The organism is Pseudomonas sp. CBC3, from assembly GCF_037967085.1.
Lineage (GTDB): Bacteria > Pseudomonadota > Gammaproteobacteria > Pseudomonadales > Pseudomonadaceae > Stutzerimonas.
Map to the genome: position 1 here is coordinate 387,062 of NZ_JBANEO010000001.1, position 24,001 is coordinate 411,062.

Annotated in this window: 20 protein-coding genes, 1 pseudogene and 1 riboswitch; of the genes and pseudogenes, 7 read left to right on the forward strand and 14 right to left on the reverse strand. The window is 60.5% G+C overall.

From position 1 onward, the window contains the following. Window positions 1-8: 8 nt before the first annotated feature. The 4 genes from V6943_RS01830 to nudF form a co-directional block, all read right to left on the reverse strand. Window positions 9-626, reverse strand: a complete 618-nt coding sequence (locus V6943_RS01830; RefSeq protein ID WP_131649662.1) for a YqiA/YcfP family alpha/beta fold hydrolase — start codon at window positions 624-626, stop codon at window positions 9-11. A 152-nt stretch (window positions 627-778) separates the two neighbouring features. Beyond that, entirely contained in the window at window positions 779-1,588 is an 810-nt protein-coding gene (gene cpdA / locus V6943_RS01835) for a 3',5'-cyclic-AMP phosphodiesterase (RefSeq protein ID WP_231752154.1), read from the reverse strand. 178 nt (window positions 1,589-1,766) lie between these two features. Then, a complete protein-coding gene (locus V6943_RS01840; protein WP_131649660.1) occupies window positions 1,767-2,213 on the reverse strand; it encodes a DUF1249 domain-containing protein in 447 nt (148 codons plus the stop codon). Next, complete coding sequence (nudF, locus tag V6943_RS01845; RefSeq protein ID WP_181099729.1) at window positions 2,210-2,827, reverse strand: ADP-ribose diphosphatase; 618 nt, start codon at window positions 2,825-2,827, stop codon at window positions 2,210-2,212. Before nudF ends, V6943_RS01840 begins: the two co-directional genes overlap by 4 nt. Window positions 2,828-3,043: 216 nt before the next feature. On the opposite strand from nudF, the gene V6943_RS01850 reads away from it, so the two are divergent. After that, window positions 3,044-3,784, forward strand: a complete 741-nt coding sequence (locus tag V6943_RS01850) for an RsiV family protein (RefSeq protein WP_340552433.1) — start codon at window positions 3,044-3,046, stop codon at window positions 3,782-3,784. On the opposite strand, the gene cytX is transcribed toward V6943_RS01850, so the two are convergent. Continuing rightward, complete coding sequence (gene cytX, locus V6943_RS01855; protein ID WP_340552434.1) at window positions 3,750-5,051, reverse strand: putative hydroxymethylpyrimidine transporter CytX; 1,302 nt, start codon at window positions 5,049-5,051, stop codon at window positions 3,750-3,752. The two genes, V6943_RS01850 and cytX, sit on opposite strands and share 35 nt — an antisense overlap. 329 nt (window positions 5,052-5,380) lie before the next feature. Further along, a complete protein-coding gene (gene thiC, locus V6943_RS01860) occupies window positions 5,381-7,261 on the reverse strand; it encodes a phosphomethylpyrimidine synthase ThiC (RefSeq protein ID WP_445324101.1) in 1,881 nt (626 codons plus the stop codon). Window positions 7,262-7,363: 102 nt separating this feature from the next. After that, window positions 7,364-7,470: riboswitch (TPP riboswitch) on the reverse strand. A 197-nt stretch (window positions 7,471-7,667) separates the two neighbouring features. On the opposite strand from thiC, the gene V6943_RS01865 reads away from it, so the two are divergent. After that, the gene (locus V6943_RS01865; RefSeq protein WP_340552435.1) at window positions 7,668-9,122 is read left to right on the forward strand and encodes a TolC family outer membrane protein; all 1,455 of its coding nucleotides are present in this window, start codon (window positions 7,668-7,670) and stop codon (window positions 9,120-9,122) included. 291 nt (window positions 9,123-9,413) lie between these two features. Here V6943_RS01865 and waaA read toward each other — a convergent pair whose 3' ends face one another. Next, window positions 9,414-10,685, reverse strand: coding sequence for a lipid IV(A) 3-deoxy-D-manno-octulosonic acid transferase (waaA, locus tag V6943_RS01870; protein WP_340552436.1), 1,272 nt, complete (start codon window positions 10,683-10,685; stop codon window positions 9,414-9,416). Window positions 10,686-10,879: 194 nt separating this feature from the next. On the opposite strand from waaA, the gene V6943_RS01875 reads away from it, so the two are divergent. From V6943_RS01875 to V6943_RS01890, 4 genes are all read left to right on the forward strand, one after another. Further along, on the forward strand, window positions 10,880-12,052 hold the full coding sequence (locus V6943_RS01875; protein ID WP_131649653.1) for an NAD(P)/FAD-dependent oxidoreductase: 1,173 nt from the start codon (window positions 10,880-10,882) through the stop codon (window positions 12,050-12,052). Beyond that, window positions 12,049-12,864 carry an aldo/keto reductase gene (locus V6943_RS01880; protein WP_340553010.1) on the forward strand — a complete coding sequence of 272 codons (816 nt, stop codon included), beginning with the start codon at window positions 12,049-12,051 and terminating at the stop codon, window positions 12,862-12,864. Before V6943_RS01875 ends, V6943_RS01880 begins: the two co-directional genes overlap by 4 nt. Window positions 12,865-12,901: 37 nt before the next feature. Beyond that, the gene (locus V6943_RS01885) at window positions 12,902-13,792 is read left to right on the forward strand and encodes a metal ABC transporter ATPase (protein WP_340552437.1); all 891 of its coding nucleotides are present in this window, start codon (window positions 12,902-12,904) and stop codon (window positions 13,790-13,792) included. A 147-nt stretch (window positions 13,793-13,939) separates the two neighbouring features. Continuing rightward, window positions 13,940-14,767, forward strand: a complete 828-nt coding sequence (locus V6943_RS01890; RefSeq protein ID WP_340552438.1) for a hypothetical protein — start codon at window positions 13,940-13,942, stop codon at window positions 14,765-14,767. A gap of 14 nt (window positions 14,768-14,781) precedes the next feature. Here the strand turns inward: V6943_RS01890 and hldE are convergent, their stop codons facing one another. The 3 genes and pseudogenes from hldE to V6943_RS01905 form a co-directional block, all read right to left on the reverse strand. Beyond that, window positions 14,782-16,203, reverse strand: a complete 1,422-nt coding sequence (gene hldE / locus V6943_RS01895; protein WP_340552439.1) for a bifunctional D-glycero-beta-D-manno-heptose-7-phosphate kinase/D-glycero-beta-D-manno-heptose 1-phosphate adenylyltransferase HldE — start codon at window positions 16,201-16,203, stop codon at window positions 14,782-14,784. A 178-nt stretch (window positions 16,204-16,381) separates the two neighbouring features. Further along, a complete protein-coding gene (gene msbA / locus V6943_RS01900) occupies window positions 16,382-18,193 on the reverse strand; it encodes a lipid A export permease/ATP-binding protein MsbA (protein WP_231752162.1) in 1,812 nt (603 codons plus the stop codon). 261 nt (window positions 18,194-18,454) lie between these two features. Next, window positions 18,455-19,375 (reverse strand): annotated as a pseudogene (locus V6943_RS01905) (O-antigen ligase family protein); the annotation flags it as partial. A 97-nt stretch (window positions 19,376-19,472) separates the two neighbouring features. Here V6943_RS01905 and V6943_RS01910 point away from each other — a divergent pair. After that, window positions 19,473-20,102 (forward strand): toluene tolerance protein, encoded by a 630-nt coding sequence (locus V6943_RS01910; RefSeq protein ID WP_340553011.1) that lies wholly within the window; start codon window positions 19,473-19,475, stop codon window positions 20,100-20,102. Here the strand turns inward: V6943_RS01910 and V6943_RS01915 are convergent. From V6943_RS01915 to V6943_RS01930, 4 genes are read right to left on the reverse strand one after another with little or no spacing between them, the layout of a single operon-like run. Continuing rightward, window positions 20,054-21,175 carry a glycosyltransferase gene (locus V6943_RS01915; RefSeq protein ID WP_340552440.1) on the reverse strand — a complete coding sequence of 374 codons (1,122 nt, stop codon included), beginning with the start codon at window positions 21,173-21,175 and terminating at the stop codon, window positions 20,054-20,056. The two genes, V6943_RS01910 and V6943_RS01915, sit on opposite strands and share 49 nt — an antisense overlap. Window positions 21,176-21,205: 30 nt before the next feature. After that, window positions 21,206-22,072, reverse strand: a complete 867-nt coding sequence (locus tag V6943_RS01920) for a DUF6625 family protein (RefSeq protein ID WP_445324120.1) — start codon at window positions 22,070-22,072, stop codon at window positions 21,206-21,208. Window positions 22,073-22,125: 53 nt separating this feature from the next. Then, complete coding sequence (locus V6943_RS01925) at window positions 22,126-23,085, reverse strand: glycosyltransferase (protein WP_340553012.1); 960 nt, start codon at window positions 23,083-23,085, stop codon at window positions 22,126-22,128. Window positions 23,086-23,106: 21 nt separating this feature from the next. Next, window positions 23,107-23,928 (reverse strand): hypothetical protein, encoded by an 822-nt coding sequence (locus V6943_RS01930; protein ID WP_340552442.1) that lies wholly within the window; start codon window positions 23,926-23,928, stop codon window positions 23,107-23,109. Between the last annotated feature and the right edge of the window lie 73 nt (window positions 23,929-24,001).

Below are 24,001 nucleotides of genomic sequence, written 5' to 3' on the forward strand. Positions count from 1 at the left end.
TGATGTCCTTATGATTCGGAGAAATCGAGCTCTGCAAAGATGCCCGGATCGAAGCCGGCGAAGGCCAGCAACGCGGGGATTCGTTCAGCGAACCCCTGGAAACCGTGATCGCCGCCGGCCTGGATGCGTAACGCGCATCCCTTGTAGAAATCCGCCGCGTGGCGGTAATCCAGCGTTTCATCGCCCGTCTGCAGCCAGACCTGATAGCGCTCGGCATCCTGTGGCGGCGGTACTTCCAGCTCGGCCAGGGCAACGACATGGTCTTCGGTCAGATCCCAGACTTCGCCCGTGTAGAGATTGGTCTGCGGCCCGAGGTAACCATCGAAGCGACGGTGCGGCGTCACGGCCGGATTGATCAGCAGCGCCTTGAGCCCGTGGCGCTCGGCGAGGTGCGTTGCATAGTATCCGCCGAGGGAGCTGCCGACCAGCACAGGACGCCCCAGCTCGGCGATGAGCGCTTCGAGCTGGGCGATGGCCTGACGCGGATGATGATGTAATGCCGGCACTCGCAGCCATGCACTCATGCCAATGCGCTCCAGCGCCGCGGTTAATTGGCTGGCCTTTTGCGACAGCGGGGAGCTGTTAAGGCCGTGCATATAGAGGATGGCGGGTTGCGTGCGGGTCATGCTGGTTCGCTGGGCTGGCAAAAGACGGAAAGGCTACTAGGCGAGACGCGCCGGCTGCAAGCCGCTAGCGAATCAGTATCGGGGCTTGCGCCCGCGCGCCGCTCAAGCCTGTTGGGTCGGCTCTTGCTTGAAGCTCGTGGTTCGTAGCTGACTCAATACCCTTTAATGCTGTGATCTACCTTGAAGGTCATGCCGACCACTCGGGATACGCCTGTATCCAGACGTCCATCATCATGGAGACGCAACCAGCGATAGCCCGGCGCAAGCGTATCGACTTGGAATTCCTCACTGCCCGGGGCGAACTGAACGCCCGTCGACGGCGTTGCCAGGAGCCTGATGTCGCCGCGCTGGTCGTCGAATTCTTGGTGGATGTGCCCCCAAAGCACGGCCTGAACACAAGGGAAGCGGTCGAGCACTGCGAACAGCGCGTCGCGGTTGCGCAGCCCGATACTGTCCATCCAGCGGCTACCGATGGTGACCGGGTGATGATGCAGACAGACCAGATGATGACGCTGCGGTGCGTCCTGCAGGGTCCGTTCGAGCAACTCCAGCTGATCATCGCGAAGCATGCCGAATACCGAACCCGGCACCAGCGTATCGAGCATGATGACCCGCCACGCGCCGACATCCAGCACAGGCGCCATCATCTCACTGCCGCGAGCGGCCTCCTGCATGGCCGGCAGCTCGTCATGATTGCCCGGACACCAGCGCGCCGGCGCATCGATGCGCTCGGACAGCTGGCGAAAACGCTGATAGGACGCAAGCGAGCCATCCTGGGACAGATCGCCAGTGGCCAGAATCAGGTCGACGCAAGGCTGCTCGGCAAGCACCAGATCGACCACGCGCTGCAGACTTTCGCCGGTGTCCATGCCCAGTAGTTTGCCGCCCGCCTCGGCGAACAGGTGACTGTCGGTCAACTGCACCAGCAGCACCGAGTCTTTTTCAATGAGGGGCGCAGCCAAGACCCGTCTCCTTTGGCGAAATCGCAATAGAATTATGGTGGCTGGCGGTTGCGGGGGTAAACCGCGCGATGCGGGCATGCATCACAGAAGCTGGAAGCTGCCAGCGAATCAGTGCCGGGGCTGGCGCTCAGAAGTTATCAAGCTGTCCTTCCTTGGAGCTTGCGGTTTGCAGCGGTTGTCAGAGCACAGGCTCCAGCTCATGACCGCAAGCCAGGCAGTGGCCGAGCCATTCGCCGAGGAACAGGTTGAGCTGATTTTTCTCGTCGGGCTGGTGCATCTGCGCGTTGGGATAGCTGTAGATGCCCCGGAACCGCCGAGCATTCTCGGCGCGGATGACTTCCGCCATGCGCGCATCGTGATATACCCGCACCTCCATCTGTGGCGCGGGCAGCCAGGGCAGGCAGTCCTGCTGGCTGATCTGCACGGTAGTGGTATAGGGGCAGCTTTCCACCACCTTCAGTGCCAGCACGCCCAACAGGCGGTCGCCCTGGCTCATGGCGATACGGCGAACATCAGGCTGGATGCGCATATCGGGCAGCAGCCGCATCAGCCGCAGGTAGTTCGCCTCGCAGGCCGATTGCAATTCCAGTAAGTCGACACGGTAGCGCTCAGGTGTTCGCCTCATGTCCACGCCTCCCTGACTTCATCGCGATTCAGGGCCAGCCACTGCAATGCAATGATGCTCGCGGCGTTGTCGATACCGCCGTCGCGCACGGCCTGCAGTGCACGCTGCAACGACCAGACATGCACACGGATATCTTCACCTTCTTCGTCCAGGCCGAACACCCCGCCGGCATTGGAACTGTCACAACGCCCCAAATAAAGGTGCACTCGCTCGGTGCTGCCGCCAGGCGACGGGAAGTAGGTCGTCACCGGCCACAAATCGGCCACTTCCAACCCCGCCTCTTCGATGGCTTCGCGACGCGCCACCTCTTCAGGCTGCTCGTCCTTGTCGATCAGACCCGCGACCAGTTCGATCAGCCAGGGGTTGTCGACCTTGCCCACCGCTCCGACCCGGAACTGCTCGATCAGCACGACCTCGTCGCGACGAGGATCGTACGGCAGCACGCAGACCGCATCGTGACGAACGAACAGCTCACGCTCCAGTTGCCGCCCCATGTCGCCATTGAACAGGCGATGACGCAACTGGAGGCGGTCCAGACGATAGAAACCGCTGAAGCATTGCTCTCGCTCGACGATCTCGACATCATCCGGGCCGGATTTGAAAATATCAGTCATGAATCACTCACATATCGGATTGTCCGGCGCCAGCCTGGCGCCAGAAGACTGCAACCGTCACGGCGTGAGCGGTCTCTCTGTTGTCATCCTAGCGCGCCGTTTATTCAGGCGCAGCCCTTTGCAGACCGCTCGCACGCGGAAAAATTACCAAACGCCCAGTTACGAACTTCACAACCTGCCGGTACTCGAAACCGCACTGCAGCCAACACAAGAGCCATGAACCCATTGAAGCCTTTTCGCCACGTCTTCGTATTGATCGTTCTTAGCCTGCTACTCAGCGCCTGTCAGCATTTTCGCGGCGAGCCGCCCGTTGAGGTTCGGCAGATCGTCAGCGAGCAGCGCCCCGCCGGTTGTCCAGAGCAGGACGATCGCTGCCCACTGGTAAACATCGATACGCTGTTATTCGCCGAAGAGCCGGCGTTGAACGCCCTGATTGACCAGCGACTGCGCAGGATGACGATCAACAGCCCGGACGCCCAAACTCCGGCAACCTTGGAACTCTACCAAGACGATTTTCTGCGTAGCGCAGAACCCGGCTGGAGCAGCTATCTGCAGGCCAAGCTGCGAGAGCAGCACGGCTCGCTGCTCGTGGTCGAGCTGTCGAGCTACCTGTACACCGGAGGCGCCCATGGCATGCCCGGTCGCGGATTCATCAACTACGACCGGGAACAGGGCCGCGAGCTGGAACTGGCAGACGTTCTGCTTCCCGGCAAGGAAGGCGCATTCTGGCGTACCGCCGCAAAAGCGCATCAGCAGTGGCTGCTGGCGAACGAGCACGATGCCGAGTTTTCTCGCCAATGGCCGTTCCAGCGAACCTCGAATGTCGCCCTGCTACGCGACAAAGTGCTGCTCAAATACGACGTCTACAGTATCGCGCCCTATTCGAGCGGCCATCCAGAGCTGGAGATTCCGTACGCCGAACTCAGCGCGATTCTGAAACCTCAGTACCTGCCGTAGCGTGACCGAAACGGCTCAGCACAAGCAGCAGCCCGCCGGAGAGGAACAGAGCCGGCAGGCTGGCACCGATTTCCGGCCAGGCGCTGGCGAGCACGTGATAAGTAGCCGCTCCGCAGCCCCAGGCCAACAGAGTTTCCCAGCGCAAACCGACAGCCGGAGCGGCCAAGCGGCCTCGGCCCCGAAGAATGTAATGATCGACCAGCACGACACCGAACAGCGGCGCGAATACCGAGCCGATCAACAGCAGGAAATTCTGGTATTCAGCGAGCGGCGCGAACCAGGCGATAAGCGTGCAGATTGCGCCAATCATCAGCGCCAGGTGCTCAACCTTGAGCGGCAATAGGATGCCGATCGAAACCGCAGCCGAATGGATGTCGGCGAAGGCGTTCTCAGACTCGTCGAGCAATATCAGCAATAACGGAATACCCAGCCCCGCGCCGGCCAGCGCCAATAACAACGCGTTGACTTCCCCACTGTCGGCGAATGCCAGGGTGTAAGCGACGCCAAGGCTCATCAGCCAGAAATTGCCGGCAAAGAATCCCAGCGCGGTACCCCCGAAAACACGCACGGCCGCGCGGCCGAAGCGCGAGTAATCGGCGATCAGCGGCAACCAGGACAGCGGCATGGCGATAGCGATATCGAAGCCCTGCGCGAACGGCAACGAGCCATCGCCCTGCCGAGCCCAGAGCGCCGTGAGATCCACCTTGTCGAACAGATTCCAGGTCAGCCAGGCACAGGCACCGAGCAACAGCCAGATACCCCATTTACGCAGTATCCGTCGCACGAAGGTCAGCGGGCCGGTGACGGCCAGCAGCGTGGCGAGACCGCCGAAGAACAAGGTCCACAACGCAGGACTGTTCAGCACGTTGCCTTCGCCGAATGCGCGGGTCGCCAGCACGCTGGCTGCATCTCGCATGACGATGATCTCGAATGCGCCCCAGCCGATCAGCTGAACAAGGTTCAGCAACGCCGGCAGCACCGCACCGCGGCTGCCCAGCGTGAGCTTCAGCGCAGCCATGGATGACAGGCCGGTGTCGGTGCCAATCACCGCGACCGCCCCTAGCAGCAACACGCCGACGGCGGTTCCGCAGGCGATTGCCAGCAGCGCGCCACTCATGCCCAACCCCGGTGCCAGCAAGGCGCCGAGCTGCAGCACCATCAGGCCGACGCCAAGGGAGAACCACAGGGAAAACATGTCACGACCGCCGAACACACGGTGTTCAGGGGCGACGCTTTGATGCGGGGAATAGCGGCCTGGAATGTTCACATTGTTTTCTCAGAGAAACCGGTTGCCCGGCGCAAACTGCGGGAGCGAGAACCTCGCGGCCGCCGAAAATTAAGTAGCGATAACCGCTACGGGGTTGATGCTCAGACTCAGCCACCATTGCGGCGGGTTATTCCCGCGCCACGGGTCTCAAAAAAGGTTGATCGTTCTTACGCTCTACATGGAATGCGCCCCGAATGCTCCAGCGCTCGTAGTGGCGGTGGAGCCCGTTGTCCGGCGCAAACCGCTAGAACGGCTAACAGGTCGGGGGCGATTCGCAGGATGTATGCACACCCTGCGAGTCGCCCCCGACCTCCCAACGTTTCTACGCTTTAGACCTGCCGGTAAATGACCGAACCTTCATCCTTGAAGCGCGATGACTGCTCGGCGAAGCCGGCCTCGATGGCCTTCTGCTCGTCGGTCAAGCCGTTTTCGGCGGCGTACTCGCGGACTTCCTGAGTGATCTTCATCGAGCAGAATTTCGGCCCGCACATGGAGCAGAAGTGCGCGACCTTGGCCGAGTCCTTGGGCAGCGTCTCGTCGTGGAAGGCCCGCGCCGTGTCCGGGTCCAAGCCCAGGTTGAACTGATCTTCCCAGCGGAATTCGAAACGCGCCTTGCTCAGCGCGTTATCGCGAATCTGCGCGCCCGGATGACCTTTTGCGAGATCCGCGGCATGCGCGGCGATCTTGTAGGTAATGATGCCTGTCTTGACGTCATCCTTGTTCGGCAGACCCAGGTGCTCCTTGGGCGTGACGTAGCAGAGCATCGCGCAGCCGAACCAGCCGATCATCGCCGCGCCGATGCCGCTGGTGATGTGGTCGTAGCCCGGTGCAATGTCGGTGGTCAGCGGGCCGAGGGTGTAAAACGGCGCCTCGTCGCAGCATTCAAGCTGCTTGTCCATGTTCTCCTTGATCAGGTGCATGGGCACGTGACCAGGGCCTTCGATCATGCACTGCACGTCGTGCTTCCAGGCGATCTTGGTCAGCTCGCCGAGGGTTTCCAACTCGCCAAACTGCGCGGCGTCGTTGGCGTCGGCAATGGAGCCCGGACGCAGGCCGTCGCCCAGCGAGAAGCTGACGTCGTAGGCCTTCATGATTTCGCAGATTTCCTCGAAGTGGGTGTAGAGGAAATTTTCCTGGTGATGGGCCAGGCACCACTTGGCCATGATCGAGCCGCCGCGGCTGACGATGCCGGTGACTCGTTTGGCGGTCAGCGGCACGTAGCGCAACAGCACGCCAGCGTGGATGGTGAAGTAGTCCACGCCCTGCTCGGCCTGCTCGATCAGCGTGTCGCGGAACAGCTCCCAGGTCAGATCCTCGGCCACGCCGTTGACCTTCTCCAGCGCCTGGTAGATCGGCACGGTGCCGATCGGCACTGGCGAGTTGCGGATGATCCACTCGCGGGTCTCGTGAATGTGCTTGCCGGTGGACAGGTCCATCACGGTGTCCGATCCCCAGCGAATGCCCCAGGTCAGCTTGGCCACTTCTTCCTCGATGCTCGATCCCAGCGCCGAGTTGCCGATGTTGCCGTTGATCTTCACCAGGAAGTTGCGGCCGATGATCATTGGCTCCAGCTCGGTGTGGTTGATGTTGGCCGGGATGATGGCGCGGCCGCGAGCCACTTCGTCACGGACGAATTCCGGGGTAATTTCCTTGGGAATGCTGGCGCCGAAGCTCTGACCTGCGTGCTGCTGATCCAGCAGGCCGGCGGCGCGGTGCTCCTGCAACTTCATGTTTTCGCGGATGGCGATAAATTCCATCTCGGGCGTGATGATGCCCTGACGCGCGTAGTGCATCTGGCTGACGTTCTTGCCCGGCTTGGCGCGGCGCGGGTTGCGCACGTGGGCGAAGCGCATGGCGGTCAGCTCGGCATCGTCCAGGCGGCGCTGGCCGAATTCGGAGCTCAGCCCCGGCAGTTTCTCGGTGTCTCCGCGATCCGCGATCCAAGCGCTGCGCACATCGGCCAGGCCCTTTCGCACGTCGATCTGCACATTGGGATCGGTGTAAGGACCGGAGGTGTCATAGACGGTGACCGGGGCGTTGATCTCGCCACCGAACGCAGTAGGCGTCACGTCGAGGCTGATCTCGCGCATCGGCACACGAATGTCCGGGCGCGAGCCCTGCACGTAGATTTTCTGCGAACGCGGGAAAGGCTGGATCGACTGCTGGTCGACCTGGGCGGATTCACTGAGATGTTGTTGTTCTGCACGCATCAGACTGGCTCCTCGATAGTTGTCGGAGCGAACCTGAAAAACACGGCGGGATAAGGGCATCGGGGTGCGCCGGGATTGGCGCCGAGAGACTCGCTGGAGAACTGGCGAGCACATCTTGTTCCCTACGCAGGCCTTAACCTGATCAGGTTCAACGGGATCCGGAACTTTCCGATCTCAGCCTTCGCTTCAAGGCACCCCGACAAGAACGCGACCGAGTCTAATCAAGAGTCCAGAGGAAAGCCACGCCGATCCGCGAATGTCGCGACCGCCGGGTCACATTTGCCACATCTCGCCGAGCCTGCCAGACCGACCATAGCGGGCATCTGGAGGGCGCCGCCAAGCCGCTTGACCGGCCGCATGACCGCGCATAGCCTTGCCCATCACTCCGCTTCAGGGAAAGACGCACATGCTGCGTAGACTCACGCTGGCACTGGCCGTGGCCGCCTCGTCGGGACTGGTTTGGGCCGAGACGGCGCCTCCGCTCTCCAATCGCACCGATCTGGTGAGCGTTTATCGCCAGGCCGTGGAGAACAATGCCGACCTCGCGGCGGCGCGCGCGCAGTTCAAGGCGACTCAGGAAGTCGTACCCCAGGCACGTGCCGGCTTGCTACCGAATCTCAGCGCGGGCGCGGAGATGAGCGACACCCGCACAGACCTCGACACCGACGTCGGTTCACGCTCCCTGTCACGCAGTGGCACCGTTTATCAGGCCACCTTGAGCCAACCGATCTTCCGCGCCGAGCGCTGGTTCCAGTTGCAGGCGGCCGAAGCGATCAGCGAGCAAGCGGCGCTGGAATACTCCATTGCCGAGCAGGACCTGATCCGCCTGACCGCCCAGGCTTACTTCTCAGTCCTACGTGCGCAGGACAATCTCGCCGCAGCCAAAGCCGAGGAGTCGGCCTTCAAGCGGCAGCTCGACCAGGCCGACGAACGCTTCGAAGTGGGCCTTTCCGATCGCACCGACGTGCTCGAAGCCCAGGCGGGTTTCGATACCGCGCGCGCCAATCGACTGATTACCCAACGCCAGGTTGACGATGCCTTTCAGACCCTGTTCACCCTGACCAATCGCGAATACCTCGCCCTGGAAGGCGTCGAGCACAGCCTTCCAGTGCTGCCGCCCACCCCGAACGACGCCAGCGCCTGGGTCAACACCGCCACTCGGCAGAACCTGGATCTGCTGGCGATCAACCAGGCGGTAAACGCGGCCGAAGAAACCCTGCGCCAGCGCCGGGCCGGCCATGCACCGACAGTCGATGCCGTGGCGCGCTACAGCAGGGGTGACAACGACAGCCTGGGCTTCTCCAATACCGGCTCCATGGATATTCCGGGCTACAGCCTGCCGCGCTACACCGGTGACGTCGAACAGAGCAGCATCGGTTTGCAGCTGAACATTCCGCTGTACAGCGGCGGGCTGACCAGTTCCCAGCGGCGCGAGGCCTTTCATCAATTGACCCAGACCGAGCAGCAGCGCGAAAGCCTGCGCCGTCAGGTGGTCGAGTCCACCCGCAACCTGCATCGCGCGGTGAATACCGACGTGGAGCAAGTGCAGGCGCGCCGACAGTCAATTATTTCCAGCCAGAGTGCTTTGGAAGCTACCGACATCGGCTATCAGGTGGGCACTCGCAATATCGTCGACGTGCTCGACGCTCAACGCCGTCTGTTCGCTGCCGTGCGCGATTACAACAACGCCCGCTATGACTACATCCTCGACAGCCTGCGCCTGAAACAGGCCGCCGGCACACTCAACCCGGGTGATCTGGAGGATCTGCAGCGTTATCTGAAGGCGGACTACGATCCGGACAGCGACTTCCTCCCGCCGGATCTGTCTGAGAATTTCGGCCAGCCGGTACGCGTGGACTGACGGGCGCCGCTTCAGGAGTGAGTTAGCGGCGAGGATGGCTTCCGCCATGCCTGCGGACAACGTCACATCTCGGCGGGGGCAATCTCTAACTGCAAGCAAGACGCCATCCGGTGGGCTAAAGCCCACCCTACATCACTGCCGCAGCCGTTCAGTGGAGGCGTCGAAAGAGAGATAGAACGAGGAACAGATGGAGACGGCCGCAACCTTTGCCCCTCCTACGGGGCGGCACGCATTGGCCGCTGTAGCCTTCGCGGATAGCCAGCAGGGACGAGAGTCAGCGCAGATCCCGCATCACTGGCCGAGCAGCCGTCCCAGCCCTGCCAGCAGCCGCTCCAGCGCGCCCTGATTATTCCTCAGCACACGGCACCCTGCGGCCCGAGCCTGTTCGACACTTGCCGGATTCGTCCATAACGCCTCGATTGCCACCGCCAGCGCGGGGGCGCTGTCGACTTCCTTCAACGCGTCGGCATCGCGCAGTTGCGCGGCGATATCGAGGAAATTGAACAGATGCGGGCCGGTCAGTACGGGTTTACCCAGCGCTGCGGGCTCGAGCAAATTGTGCCCGCCGGTAGGCACCAGACTGCCGCCAACGAAGGCCACATCGGCCAGCGCAAAGAGAAACAGCAACTCGCCCATGGTGTCGCCAAGCAGCACTTGCGTCCGGGCCTGCGGCGGCTCGCCGAGGGAACGTCGGACAGTGGCAAAACCCTGCTTCCGGCACAATTCATATACCGAGCCAAAGCGTTCGGGATGGCGCGGCACCAAGATCAACAGCGCGTCAGGATAGGTGTTTAACAACTGCCGATGCGCAGCCAGCAGAATTTCGTCTTCGCCCGTGTGGGTGCTGGCGCCGATCCAGATCGGCCGCATCACGGCACTCCATTGCTGGCGGAGCTGGGCGGCCTGCTCGGGCAGCACCGGGTCGACGCTGAGGTCGAACTTGATCGAGCCGGTTACTTCTACGCAGGCATCACGTGCGCCGAGCTGGCGGAAACGCGCCGCCTCGGCCTCGGTCTGCACGGCGATGAGGCTCAGTTCAGCCAGCATGGGCGCGGTCAACCGGGCGAATCGTGCATAGCCGCGCGCCGAGCGTTCGGACAACCGCGCATTGGCCAGCGCCACGGGAATACCGCGATGCGCGCACTGGTGGATATGGTTGGGCCACATCTCGGTTTCCATCACCACAGCCAGTTTCGGCTGCAGTCGTTGCAAGAACCGTGAAGCCGCCCAAGGCAGATCGTAAGGCAAGTAGCAATGCTGCACCGTATCGCCAAATAGCGCCCTGATCCGTTCGGAGCCGGTCGGGGTCATACAGGTCACGGTGATCGGCAAGTGCGGATACCGCGCCATAAGCTCGCGAATCATCGGCGCGGCAGCGATGCTTTCACCCACCGAGACAGCGTGCACCCAGATGCCATGCGGCTGGAATTCGGGCAGCCCTACAGCAAAGCGTTCGCCGATGCGTTTCGAATAGGCCGGCGCTTTGCGGGCACGCCAAAACAGGCGAACCACCACGAGCGGCAAGGCAAGATGGAACAGCAGGGTATAAAGGGTTCGGTTCATGGGGGCGGAGTTTACTTGAAAGCTGGGCGCTGACGGGCGGCGTTCCGCGTCAGTTAGATAGGGTGGGCTTCAGCCCACCAACAGCCAGCCCACAACGTCTTACCCCGCTCCCAGCTTTCCAACGATGGCTGCGACGACTACGACGACGGTTATACTGCCGGCCCGTATTTACGCTTTACAGGCGAGGTTTACACATGCCCGACTCCTTAAGCACCGATGTCCTGATCGTAGGCGGTGGCGTTGCCGGTCTGTGGCTGAATGCGCGCCTGCGCCGGCAAGGCTATTCGACGCTGCTGGTGGACAAGGGCGTGCTTGGCGGGGGGCAGAGCGTCAAATCCCAGGGGATCATCCACGGTGGCACCAAGTATGCGCTGTCCGGCGCGCTGACCGGCGCATCGGAAGCTATCGCCGACATGCCCCGGCGCTGGCGTGAAGCACTCCAAGGCGGCGGCGAGCTGGATCTTTCCGGCGTGCGCCTGCTCTCCGATGCGCACTATCTCTGGTCGCCGGGCACTCTGACCGGCAATCTCACCAGCTTCTTCGCCAGCAAGGCGGTGCGCTCGCGGGTCGGCCAGGTCAAGGGCGACGAATTGCCACCGGCGCTGCAGCACCCGAAATTCAAGGGCAAGGTTTATCGGCTCAGCGAACTGGTGCTGGACGTGCCGAGCCTGATCCAGCGCCTCGCGGAGCTTGCCGGTCCCGGCCTGTTGAAGGCCGACCGGATCGAGCCGCTGCGGGAGAATGGTGAACTGACCGGTCTGATCGTCGATGGTCGCTCCATAACCGCGCAGCGCATCGTCCTGACTGCCGGCGCGGGCAACGCCGAGCTGCTGGAGGCGCTGGGGCTCACGCAGCCGGCGATGCAAAAGCGCCCGCTGCATATGGTCATGGTAAAGGCGGCGACGCTCAAACCCCTCTATGCACATTGCCTGGGCGGCGGCTCCAAACCACGCATCACCGTGACCAGCCATCCGGCCGCTGACGGCGAATGGGTCTGGTATCTAGGCGGCGATCTGGCCGAGGCCAACGGCGTCGCGCGCGACGAGGCGGCGCAGATCGCCGCGGCGAAAAAGGAGCTGGCGGAATTGGTGCCCTGGATCAACCTGTCCGCGGCGAAGTGGGCGACGCTGCGGATCGACCGGGCCGAGCCGGCTCAGTCAGCGCTGGCCAGACCGGACAACGCATTTCTCGCCGAACAGGGCCGGCTGCTGGTTGGCTGGCCGACGAAATTGGCACTATCCCCCGATTTCGCCGACCGCGTCGAGGCCGCCTTGGCCCGCGACAATATCCATCCGCAACCGCGTCCGCCGCTACCCGAACTGCCACGCCCAACGGTTACCGCACCCTTCTGGGAAGGATTGCTCTGATGGCAACGACCTTGCACGAGCTGCACCGCCCTCTTGGTAGCACCGGGCTCAGCGTGTCACCGCTGGGCCTGGGCACGGTCAAGCTGGGTCGCGACCAGGGCGTCAAATATCCCAACGGTTTTCGCATTCCGGATGATGAACAGGCGCGCCAACTGATCGCACTGGCCCGCGATCTGGGCATCAATCTGATCGACACCGCGCCCGCCTACGGGCTCAGCGAACAACGTCTGGGGTCGTTATTGCGGGGCCAGCGAGACCATTGGGTGGTGGTCAGCAAGGTCGGCGAAGAATTCGTCGATGGCCAATCGCACTTTGATTTCTCGCCTGCCCATACCCGACGTTCAGTCGACCGCAGCCTCCAGCGGTTGCGGACCGACCGCATCGACCTTGTCCTGGTGCACTCGGACGGACGCGACCTGGAAATTCTCCAGCACAGCGGCGTCTACGAGACCCTCGCAGACCTCAAGCGCGAGGGCAAGATTCTCGGCTACGGACTGTCCGGCAAGACCGTCGAAGGCGGCCTGTTCGCGCTCGAACAGGGCGACTGCGCGATGGTGACCTACAACCTCAACGAGCAGAGCGAGCGGCCTGTTCTGAACTACGCTCAGTCACACGCTAAGGGCATCCTGGTCAAAAAAGCGCTGGCCAGCGGGCACGTCTGCCTAAAAACCGGCGAAGATCCGGTGCGAGCGAGCTTCGAACTGCTGTTCGCGCATCCAGGTGTTGGCGCCGCCATCATCGGCACCATAAACCCGAACCACCTGTCAGATAACGTGCGTACCGCTGCAGCGGTTTTGTCCCAACAACGATAATCACGGCCCTACGGCCGCCTACGTCAGGAGGAGCCGAATGCCGCGCGTGTTGATCCGCAAGAACCCGAGCACGTTCAAAACCCTGCCATTGCTCGTCGAGGCCAGCCCCGAAGGCTTGCGGTACCAGAGCCTCGGGCGGCCGCTCAATTTCAGCGAGATGCTCGAGCGCCGCCGCCCCGTGGTCGTTGACGATCCGAGCCGCTTCGATATCGAACTGGCCAACCTCGGAGTGTCGGTACGCCTAACGCTTTGCTGGCAGGGGCGGGAGTATTGGGTACTGGTGCGCCAGCAACGCCAGGACCGCGGCGACGTCGTGCTCAAGTTGATTTCCGGTTACGTGCCAGCTCATGAGCTCAGCCTGCCGCTGCTGACCGCGATTCACGAAGTCGCTGAAGAATGCCTGCTGGAAACGCCCGAAGGCTGGCTCGCCGGGCGGTTTGGCGATACCTGGCTGCCCGCACCTTACCAAGGCAGCCTGCGTTATCGCGAGGCGGTGCATTTCAATCTGGCTTCGTTATCCGGCTCGGCCAAACCGGTGCAATGCGGCCAGATGACCTTGATGGAACGCCCGCGGGCCTATGTCCATCTGCCAACCGCTTCCCTGCAGTTGATCTATGACATGCGCCTCGATCTGCCAAAGGAAACCCGCGAACTCAGCCTGTTTCATGTCGACGAGCGGCTCGAGGGCGACAAGCTGGTCGCCCAACTGGACCGTAGCCGGCCCGACCTCTATCTGGTCCCGCTGCATGAAGGCCAGCCGCAGGAGCAGCTCTTGCAACTGCGCAACGGCCAACTCACCACGCTAGGCACGCGGGGACTATGGCTAGCCGAGAGCTTTACGCAGCAGGAGGGCTGGGTGGTTCGCGATGAGCGCATCCGCTGGAGGGAATGGTGTCATTCAATAATTTCCAGTGGAACAGCAGGCTGAAAAATCAATTGAAAACTCAGTAAACAGAAGCCCTGCTGATTGTATTTTCACCGTCCGTCGTGCCAAAGGTACGATTTGTTTATTTCGTTACGTATACTTCCATTTCGCCATCACTACATATACGCGCTACGCTTCCAAGGATAGAACATGCGAAAAGCCGCCCGGCTCGCTGGCAAGTTTCCCCTTCAAGTCAATCTGGGTGCGATCAGACTCTTCACTGCGCAGGCACCTTCCACCGAGCTAAAAGCCGCCCTACAGCGTGCTTTTCGTGAATTGGCTTCCAACAATCGTTCGCGGTCAACCCTTGAGGTCCAGCATCCCGAAAACCGCCTGTTCATCAAAAGCTCGCGCCTTACCGGCTTTCAGTCACGTCTGCGTACGACGCTTGGTATTGAACGACGAAAGGGCGGATTGGATTGGGAAGTTGCCGAACTGCTTAACACCATCAGAGCGGAAGAGTTACAAGCGCCGACTGCCCGGCTTCTGGGTTTTGCCTACCGCAAGCAGCTTGGCTTGGTAAGTAATGTCTCGCTGATATTCGAGTTTTTGGAACATTATCTTCCTAGCCATCAGTGGCTAGGACAGCAGGATCCGGTGCCCTTTCTGAGGAACTGCTTCACACTGTTCCGCGAGCTGCATGAGAAGCGGATTTATCATCTCGATTTGTGGGCGGGCAACGTCATGATCAATTCCCGCCATGAAACACTTCGAGTCATCGACTTCGAAAATTGCCTACATGGAGCCACTGAACACGAACCTGAAGTGCTGGGCTTCATGTACGGCCATTTTTTTCAGCGAGAAATCAACCAGTATGTCGACGAGCCCACCTATGACCGCCTGGTCGACGAGGTCATGCCCAAGCTCTGTATTGATCCGGCTCGCTTCAGGCACACCTATGTCATCAGCAAGCATGAGAAGATCGGCCGCAAGGAGCGTCGCCTACTACACAGCCACGGCGTGCTAGTAACAGGCTGACCGATGCCTGGCTATCAACGAGTACGTATTTTCTCGACGATCGCCGTGGTCGAGCTGTTCTCGACCAGCCCCAGCACCTTCACCTCCCCGCCATAGGCGGTGACCAGATCCGCCCCGACCACCTGATCCACGCCGTAGTCGCCGCCCTTGACCAGCACGTCCGGTCTGACCTTGGCGAGCAGCTTTTCCGGCGTGTCTTCGGCGAAGCAAACGACCCAGTCGACAGCACCGAGGCCTGCCAGCACGGCCATGCGCCGATCGACCGAATTGATCGGCCGGCCCGGCCCCTTCAGGCGACTCACCGAGCCGTCATCGTTGACCGCAACGACCAGTCGATCGCCCTGCGCGCGGGCCTGCTCCAGATAGGTCACATGACCGGCGTGCAGAATGTCGAAGCAGCCGTTGGTGAAAACGATCTTCTCGCCTTCGGCGCGGGCGTCCTCGATCGCGGTGAGAAGTTGCTCGAGCGTCATCACCCCGCGCTCTGAACCCTCCTCGCGCTGCACGGCACGGCGCAGCTCAGGCGCACTGATGCAGGCGGTGCCCAGCTTGCCAACCACGATACCGGCGGCCAGATTGGCCAACGCCACGGCCTGCGGCAGCTCCTCCCCCGCAGCGATGGCTGCCGCCAGGGTCGAAATGACGGTATCGCCAGCTCCGGTGACATCGAACACCTCACGTGCGCGCGCCGGCAAATGCAACGGAGAGTGCTCCGGACGCAGCAGCGTCATGCCATGCTCGCCTCGGGTTACGAGCAACGCATCAAGCTCCAGCTGTTGCATGAGCTCAGCGCCCTTGGCCACCAGTTCGACTTCGTCAGCGCATCGCCCAACGATGGCCTCGAACTCGCCGAGATTCGGCGTAATCAGCGAGGCGCCACGATAGATTTCGAAATCCTTGCCCTTGGGATCGGCCAGCACCGGAATGCCACGGCGGCGAGCAGCCTCGATCAGCGCCTGATGATTCTTCAGCGCGCCCTTGCCGTAATCGGACAGCACCAGCACTTTGGCGCCAGCCAGCAATCCTTCGACATCCTCGAGCAATGCTCCCGCATCGGTTTCGAAGGCTTCCTCGAAGTCCATGCGCAGCAGTTGCTGATGGCGGCTCATCACCCGCAGCTTGACGATGGTCGGCTGATGCTCGATGCACTGGAAATGCACTTGCACACCGGCTGCCGCCAGACTGTCGGCCAGACTTTGGCACGCTTCATCTTCACCGGTCACCCCCACCAGCGCAGCCGGAGCGCCCAGCGCCGCGATGTTCAGCGCGACGTTGGCCGCACCACCGGGACGGTCCTCGATCTGCTCGACCTTGACCACCGGCACCGGCGCCTCCGGCGAAATCCGCGACGTGCCGCCATGCCAGTAGCGATCGAGCATGACATCGCCCACTACCAGAACGGGGGCTTGGTCGAAACGGGGCATGGACAGTTTCATGAGGGCTCCGGGGCGGAAGAAAAAACGCTGCAAAGCATAGCAGCATGGGACTGGCGAATTCTTGCCGTAAACACAGGGAGAGCATGGCGATTGCAGAGCGTTGCGGACCTGCGGCGCAGTGAACCGGCCGAACCTGACAGACCTTGGCCTGCGTCATTCGGCAGGTCCACCGTTCAGCCTAGGCCTCATCCTTGAACTGTGTTGCGTGCAACCTGGCATAGGCGCCATTGGCCACAAGCAATTCGGCATGCGTGCCACGCTCGACGATACGCCCCTGCTCCATCACCAAAATGAGATCGGCCTTTTCGATGGTACTCAGGCGGTGCGCTATCACCAGCGTGGTGCGCCCCGTCATCGCATGATCCAGCGCACCCTGGATGTGCCGCTCGGATTCGGTGTCCAGCGCCGAGGTCGCCTCGTCCAGAATCAGTACCGGCGCGTTCTTCAACAGCGCACGGGCGATGGCCAAGCGCTGACGCTGGCCGCCGGACAGCAGTACGCCATTTTCTCCAACTTGGGTCTGGTAACCCTCAGGCATCTGCTCAATGAATTCATCGGCGTAGGCGTCGCGGGCCGCACGCTGGATATCTTCCAGCGGTGCGCCGGCCAGATCGCCATAGGCGATGTTATTGGCAACCGTGTCGTTGAACAGCGTGACCTGCTGAGTGACCAACGCGATATGCCGGCGCAGATTGCGCAGCCTGTAACTTTGAATATCCGCTCCATCCAGCAAAATCTGCCCTTGATCATGGTGATAGAAGCGAGGAATCAGATTCGCCAGGGTCGACTTGCCGCTGCCAGATCGTCCGACCAGCGCCACCATCTGCCCCGGCTCCACCGAGAAATTGATATCATGCAGCACCTGCTTATCGGTGCCGGGATAAACGAAACTCAGGCCACTGACGTCGAGACGCCCATTGACCCGATCACGCTCAAGCGTACCGCTATCGATTTCCTGGGCCTCGTCCAACTGTTCGAAAATGCTCTCTGCACCAGCCACACCCTTTTGAATCGTCGAACTGACTTCCGAAAGCTGCCGGATCGGTTTTGGCAACAGACCCGCCAGCGTGATGTAGGCCACCAGATCGCCCGCCGATGCATCCCCGCGCAACAACAGAACCAAGAACATTAGCAGCGCCATCGCACTGTAGATAACCAACTGCAGGGTTGGCGTATAGACCGCGTTAGTCTTGACCATGCGCAGCTGCTTGGCGGTGTTATCCGTGCTGGCGCCGAAGAAGCGATGCTGCTCGTAGCTCTCGCCGCCAAAACTGCGCACGACTCGGTAGCCCTGAATGGTTTCGGAAGCGACATGGGTGACATCACCCATCGCGACCTGAATCTTCTTGCTCTGCTTGCGGAATTTCTTGCTGGCGCTGGAAACCATGACACCAATGACGGGAAGAATCGCCACCATCACCATGGTCAGCTTCCAGTTCATCCAAAGCAGCGTGCCAAATAGGAAAATGACTGTCATGCCTTCTCGCACCACAACCTTGATCGCATCGGTCGCTGCACCGGTGACCATCGTCACGTTATAGGTGATACGCGAAATCAGATGGCCGGAGTTGTGGCTGTCGAAGTAGCGATTGGGCAGCGTCAGCAGGTTGTTGAACAGCGCGACGCGCAAGTCATGAACCAGGCCCAGCGAAACCTTGGCTAGAAAATAATTGCCGAAAAATGAGCCAATGCCCTGCATCAACGCAATGAGCACGATCAACAACGGCACGGCCTGCAGGAGCTTCAGCTCGGCCAGCCATTCCAGCTCTTTCAGGTGAGGCACCTGGGCGAAAAAGCTAGCATCCGGGTTATTCAATCCATCGACGAAGAACTTGAGGATGTAGCCCAGCATCGGCTGGGTGGAGGCGAAAAGGAGGAAGCCGAGAAGGCTGATTGCGAATAGCCCCCAATAGGGGAGCACGTAGCGCAGCAACCTCAGGTAGATGCTTAGACTTGAAGCCGTGTCGGCCTTCAGGGGTGAGCCACTCATAGGAGAATGCAACTCATATGTCGAAGGGCGGAAATGGTAGCACAGTGAGGTAGCCGACCCTGCCCTCAGCCCCAGCGCTAGACCCACCGGCAGCCAAGTCAAGAACCACTCGGGGCGAGGAGAGTCCCACAGGTTCGCGCCATCGAACAATAGCGCCATTGTGCTGAACAACAGCATACCCAACAACACGCTACCAAGAGTCGTTGACCGCTCCTGTATCGCGATGACAAAGCTGCGACCCCAGATTGCCAACCAAAGCACGAGACCGGGAAGTCCAAGCTCTAAAGCCACATGGGTAAACAGGTTATGAGTATGGTCGAACATGCGCCCCAAGGCTTCGACTTGGTACTCGCTCCCCAACCCTAAACCCAGCCAGGGCCGATCAGCGACCATTCCTAGGCTTGCAGCGAAGATTTCGGGGCGATAAGAGGTGCCTCTAGCGACCACATAGTTGCCAAATAACCAGTAACCGACGGCAGCCACCAAAAGTAGCAAGACGGCCGCGATCAAACCGGCCCGTCCAACCCGCCAAACAGGCATCAACAGCACACTGGCCAGCAGGGCAACCCATACACCACGGCTCTGTGTCATCACGATGAACGTAAAAAGCGCCAACAAACCGGCCGCCCAGACCACCCGCAGCGCAGTCCGCCTGGGTGGCAAACAGAACCACCAGATCAGCGCCATGCCAAATACATAGCCGCCAATAATCGGATGATCGAGCAGGCCGAACCCCTGCGCCCGCCATGCCCAGGGCTTCGCCTCGAGCCCATAGCGCTGTATCAACGCGGCCAGCGCAGCAAGTGCCAGACCGAAACCAGCCCACCGCAGGACAGAGACGACACGCGATGGTGTCTGCCCTAGGCAAACCAAACCCAGTAGGAAAAACAGCACATAAAACAGTCGTTTGGCTTCGCGCGCAGGCTCCTCGGCAGCACTCCAGAACACGCTGATTGCAGCCCACGCGACCAATGCAAACAATGCCGCCACAAGCGGCTTTTCCTGCCGCCAGAGGTCGAGTAGCAATGCGCGATAAGACCAGGACGACCAGATAGCTGGAATCCAGAACAGAACAATCAAGCCTTGTTGGTAAAGCTTAGCCGTCGAAATCCACGTTATACCAAGCAAAAACCAGAGCAAACCCAGCGTCAGCCAGGCCAGCCCTATGCGACGGCTATCCATATTACCCCTTCGGAAAACAGCAAAATGCGCCAGTATCAGCGATGTTAGAATGCACGCCCTGCTCGACGTTCGTACACTGCTTAAGGCCCTCTCCACAATGCACGTAAGCCAATTATGCCAGCGAGACTTGCAACAGCTCACCCATAATGCGGCCGTTCTCGAGGCGGATGGCCTGGGCCCTAAAGTCCTGCAGCTTGAGAACGGTCAGTTTCTAAAAATCTTTCGTCGTAAGCGCTGGCTATCCTCAGCACTTTTACGTCCTTACTCGCGCCGCTTCGCCAATAACGCCGAACGCCTCCAGGCTCTTGGCATCGCCACGCTGAGCGTCCAGGCGCTATACGAGCTTCCCGACAAGTCGGCCAGCGCGGTGCTCTACGCCCCGCTGCCAGGCAATTCGCTAACTCAGCTCGCCAAGCAGCCTGAATTCAGCTGGACGCCGATCTTGCCTGAACTGATCCGCTTCGTACGCGAGTTGCACCGCAAGGGCATCTACTTCCGCTCGCTGCATCTGGGCAATATCGTCCTCACCCCGCACGGTTCGCTGGGGCTGATCGATATCGCCGACATGCGCTTCCTGGGTCGATCGCTACCTAATCACATGATCCGACGCAACCTGGCGCACTTCAGCCGATACTTGGAACGTGAAAAATTTCAGAACGCCTTTCCGTTTTCGCAGTTCTACGATGCTCTGACCGGGTCCGAGTCTTCGGTCAGCAGTTCCGCGTAACTGTTGCAGAACTGCTCCCAGGCGACCTCCGGTGCGAGCTGATGATCCTGCTCACCGGCGAGTGATCGCCGATCCGAATCGAGTACGTGCTCAATAGCCGCGACCCAGCCGGACACATCGTTCGGCGGGACGTAAATGCCTCTGAGCCCCAACTGCTCGACGAAGACTGGCAGATCACTGGCCACAACCGGCACATGCGCCATCACCGCTTCCTGCAAAACCAAACCCAACCCCTCGCTGCGGGACGGGATCAACATCACGTCGAACGCCTGGTACAGCTGTGCAGCGTCCTGGCGATGCCCCGCCAGCGTCACCATTCGCTCCAGGCCCAGGCACCGGATACGTGACTCTAGTTCCGATCGCTGCTCCCCGTCGCCCACAAGCACCAGGTGGATGTCCGTCCGCGTGCGCGACAACTCTCTCAGTACATCGAGCAACGGCAGAAAGCCCTTTTCCTCGACCAGCCGTCCGACCGCGCCCAAGACAATGCATGCGCTATCAACGCCCAACCTCATCCTGGCTTCGTCGCGGGAAATCAGTGCCTGCTTGAATGTGTGCGGATTCATCGCTGTTCGCGTAGCGGATACTGTTCTCCCCAGCTTCGCGCCCAGGGATTCGGCGAGCGCCTCGGACACCGCGACCAGTTTCAGGCGAGGCGCGGCAATCGTGCCGAACAACCTCGAATCGCTCCGGCGTATGCGGCTCTGCCCGTGGAACACTACAACGACCTGGAGCTCCGGGTTCAGTCTTGCCACCACCGGAATGATCAGCCGCGCCACGCCAATGCCATCGAGCAACAACGCTTTTGGACTGACCCGCTCGATCTCGCGGGCGAGGCGCCGCTGCAGCCACCACTGCAAGAGCTTCCAGACACCTCGGCCTTTGAGCGCCTTCGCGCTCAACCGCCAATGCAGCGTTTGCCCACAACCCGGATCCCTCGCAGCCTCTCGGCCCATCAGCATCCAGGTGTGGACCTCACTCTTATCAGCCACGAGGGAAAGGATCTGCTCATGCACCTGATGGATCGAGGCATGCGCCTTGCCGGAAGACCACACGATACTGACGATGCTCAAGCCGAGTACTCCAGCATGATGGCTCCGGGATTAAAGCGAGTCATCGGTACCCGCTCTCCGCTCGGTAGCGGCAAACACGCCGTCAGGCGTGCGAAACCCTTGCTCGGTAACGCACCACGATGGCCTAGCGGCGAGATCCTGAGGTTGCATCAGCAAATCCGGGGAACGGCCGGACCACTTGGCGTTCTTCCAGGTTATGAAGTGGAAATAGGGGAAATCTCGCGCACCATCCCGGTTGTTGGTCAGCCGCCCATCGTTCCATATCCAGCAGTCGGGGAAATCGAAGCCACCGCTGAGCCATGGAACCCGCGCGTGCGGCGTGCTGAACGCCTCGTTGAATTCACTGCATCGACGCCACGGATTGAAGCGATCGGCCACCCGCCGAAGCGCCTCGGGCCAGTTTTTTCGTCGAATGAACAATCGACTGAATGCCGCTTCGTCGAATGCGCGGTGCTCGGGATTTTCGAAACAGGCCTGCCAGCCGGGAACGCGCATGAACGCTTGGCGCATGCGCTCGTTATTGCGCAGCAAACACAAATGCCCCGAAACGCGACGTGCGTGGGTAGACAGTAGATCGTATCGTGCGAGCCGCTCCTCGGAAAAATAGCCGCGCAGGTCACCGTAGACGAGATCGATATCGCTGAACCCCCAGAAGCCGAAGCCATCCAGATACTCGGCGTGGATATGCCCTAACGCAGGCTTGATATCGCAGAGCTTGTAAGGATTGGTCGGCTTGAAGCATATGCCCAGACGCTCGCTGACCAATTGACAGTAGTCAGCAAACGAAATCGGTACGATCCGTACGTTATCCGGAAGGTCGTCTGGCGTTCCGCAATCGCTGAAAAAGAGCCAGTCGATATCGGCGTTCCGCTTGCAGGTCTGCAGGAAAAACGGCATCCAGAACGGCCATCGGCCGAAATAGGGAATCAGCAAGCGAATACGTGATTGATTCACTTTAGCCTCCAGTACAGGCGCAGTCGATCCCACAGGCCCATCGGCGGGCGGTCCCGCAACGGCTTATCCAACGACTGGACGATACGCTGCCCGATGCGCGAGAAACTGTACTCCCGCTCCGCCAAGGCCCGACCCGCAGAAGCGATGCGCGCCGCCAGGTCGGGATCCGAACGCAACATCACCAGCTTGCTTCGCAGCTCATCGACACTGCGGTAAAGCACCAGGTTTTCCATATCGACGAAACCCAGCGCCTTGTTTTCCGCTTCGCCCTGATCCCACGCCAGCAATACACAACCGCAAGCCATAGCCTCGAAGTTCTTGATCATGTATTCGCCCATGCCGACGTCGGCACTGACGAAGAAGCGAATACGATTGAGGGTATTGCAATAGTCTTCGCCGGAATTGGTGCGTGTAACGACCAGATCTTCGACTTTTGCCAGCTCATCGAGTAACGCCTTGCGCTCGCTATAGGCGCCGCTTTTGGTGCTGCCGACGAAGGCCAGCTCGATATCTCGCTCCTGCCTCAGATCGCGCAGCGATGTCTGGTCGTAACCCTTGGGGACGAAGACTGCATCGAAACCTTCCTGGCGAAGCCGCTCGCTGACCATGAAACCAGAGCTGATTACACGCACCCACGGCAAGCGCCGATAGTGTGCGCTGAACTTCCCGGTGTATTTGCAGGTGATGTAGTTCTGATAAGCGTCGTGCTCCAGTATCACCAGATTCGGCACACTGCGAATGAAGCCAACTTGCCGAATCTCCTGCTTGAAGCGCACGAAGAACACAATGCGGTTATACCCTTGCGGGTTTACGCTCTCGGCGAAGTAGCGCTTCAAATTGGCCTGTTCATTACGACTCAGCCACCGAGTGTCGCATTCACAATTTTGCGCAATACTTTCATACAAGCGGTCAAGCATGACGCGCTGTTCTTTTTGCACAAGTAGCAGAACTTTCAGCATTGGACGGTCTTCCATAAATCAGCCAAGCGTACCGCCCTGCCGATACCGTAGTTTGTCGAACTGCGAGCGCAAACGCGCCATCGGCAGCACGAAACGACTCTCTCGACGACCCATGGAATGCTTGGATGAGAAAGTTTCCTCGACCAACTCCCCACTCAGTCGAACCCGAGATGCCCGCATGTCAAGTGTGCGCACCAAAGCGCCAGCCTGGCCCACGGAGAAACGCAGCAACCGTTCGGCATGCAGACCACGCTGCTCCTGCAGACAGAAAGAAATCATAAGCTCTGCACGACGACCGTAAGCGGCATAGACGTCACGACCGCAAACAGCAAAACGATCGTTCAGACCGTTCCACCATTGCCAATGGGGGATGTAGACCGCGCGGCGGTCTGATGCACAGGCGTTGAGCACGAACCTGGGCAGGGCATCGTGATAGAGCAGATCGGGACGTACGAAAAGCACGACGTCAGGATCAAACCCATCGACCAGCGCAGTTACCGCATGCAAAGAGTTCAACTGATGTATCAGGTTGGACAAGGATTTGAAATCGTCCCGCCATACATCTCCGTGTTGCTTGATCTCGTCGAAATCCCAGCGTTTCAGGCAGGCGCCAGCTTCCTCAAGGCGACCGTCCATACGAGCGAAAGGCAGATAATTGGACTCGCCAATGAAACCGTTCTCCCCAGACCTCGGGTTATTGACCAGCTGGGGCTCGTAAAGGTGGTAGTAAGACCGCACCTGCGCATTGCCTGGCAGGTGCTGATAGATGTTCTGCTCAATAGAGGGAAAGCAAATGGAACTGTTGCGGGGAATACCGAAAAATGCGACTGCTATTTTCATGCATTATTCAACGCGTAAGGCCGCATACTGCGCAGCGCTAGATCCATACTCAACGGCACGTTGCAGGCACAGT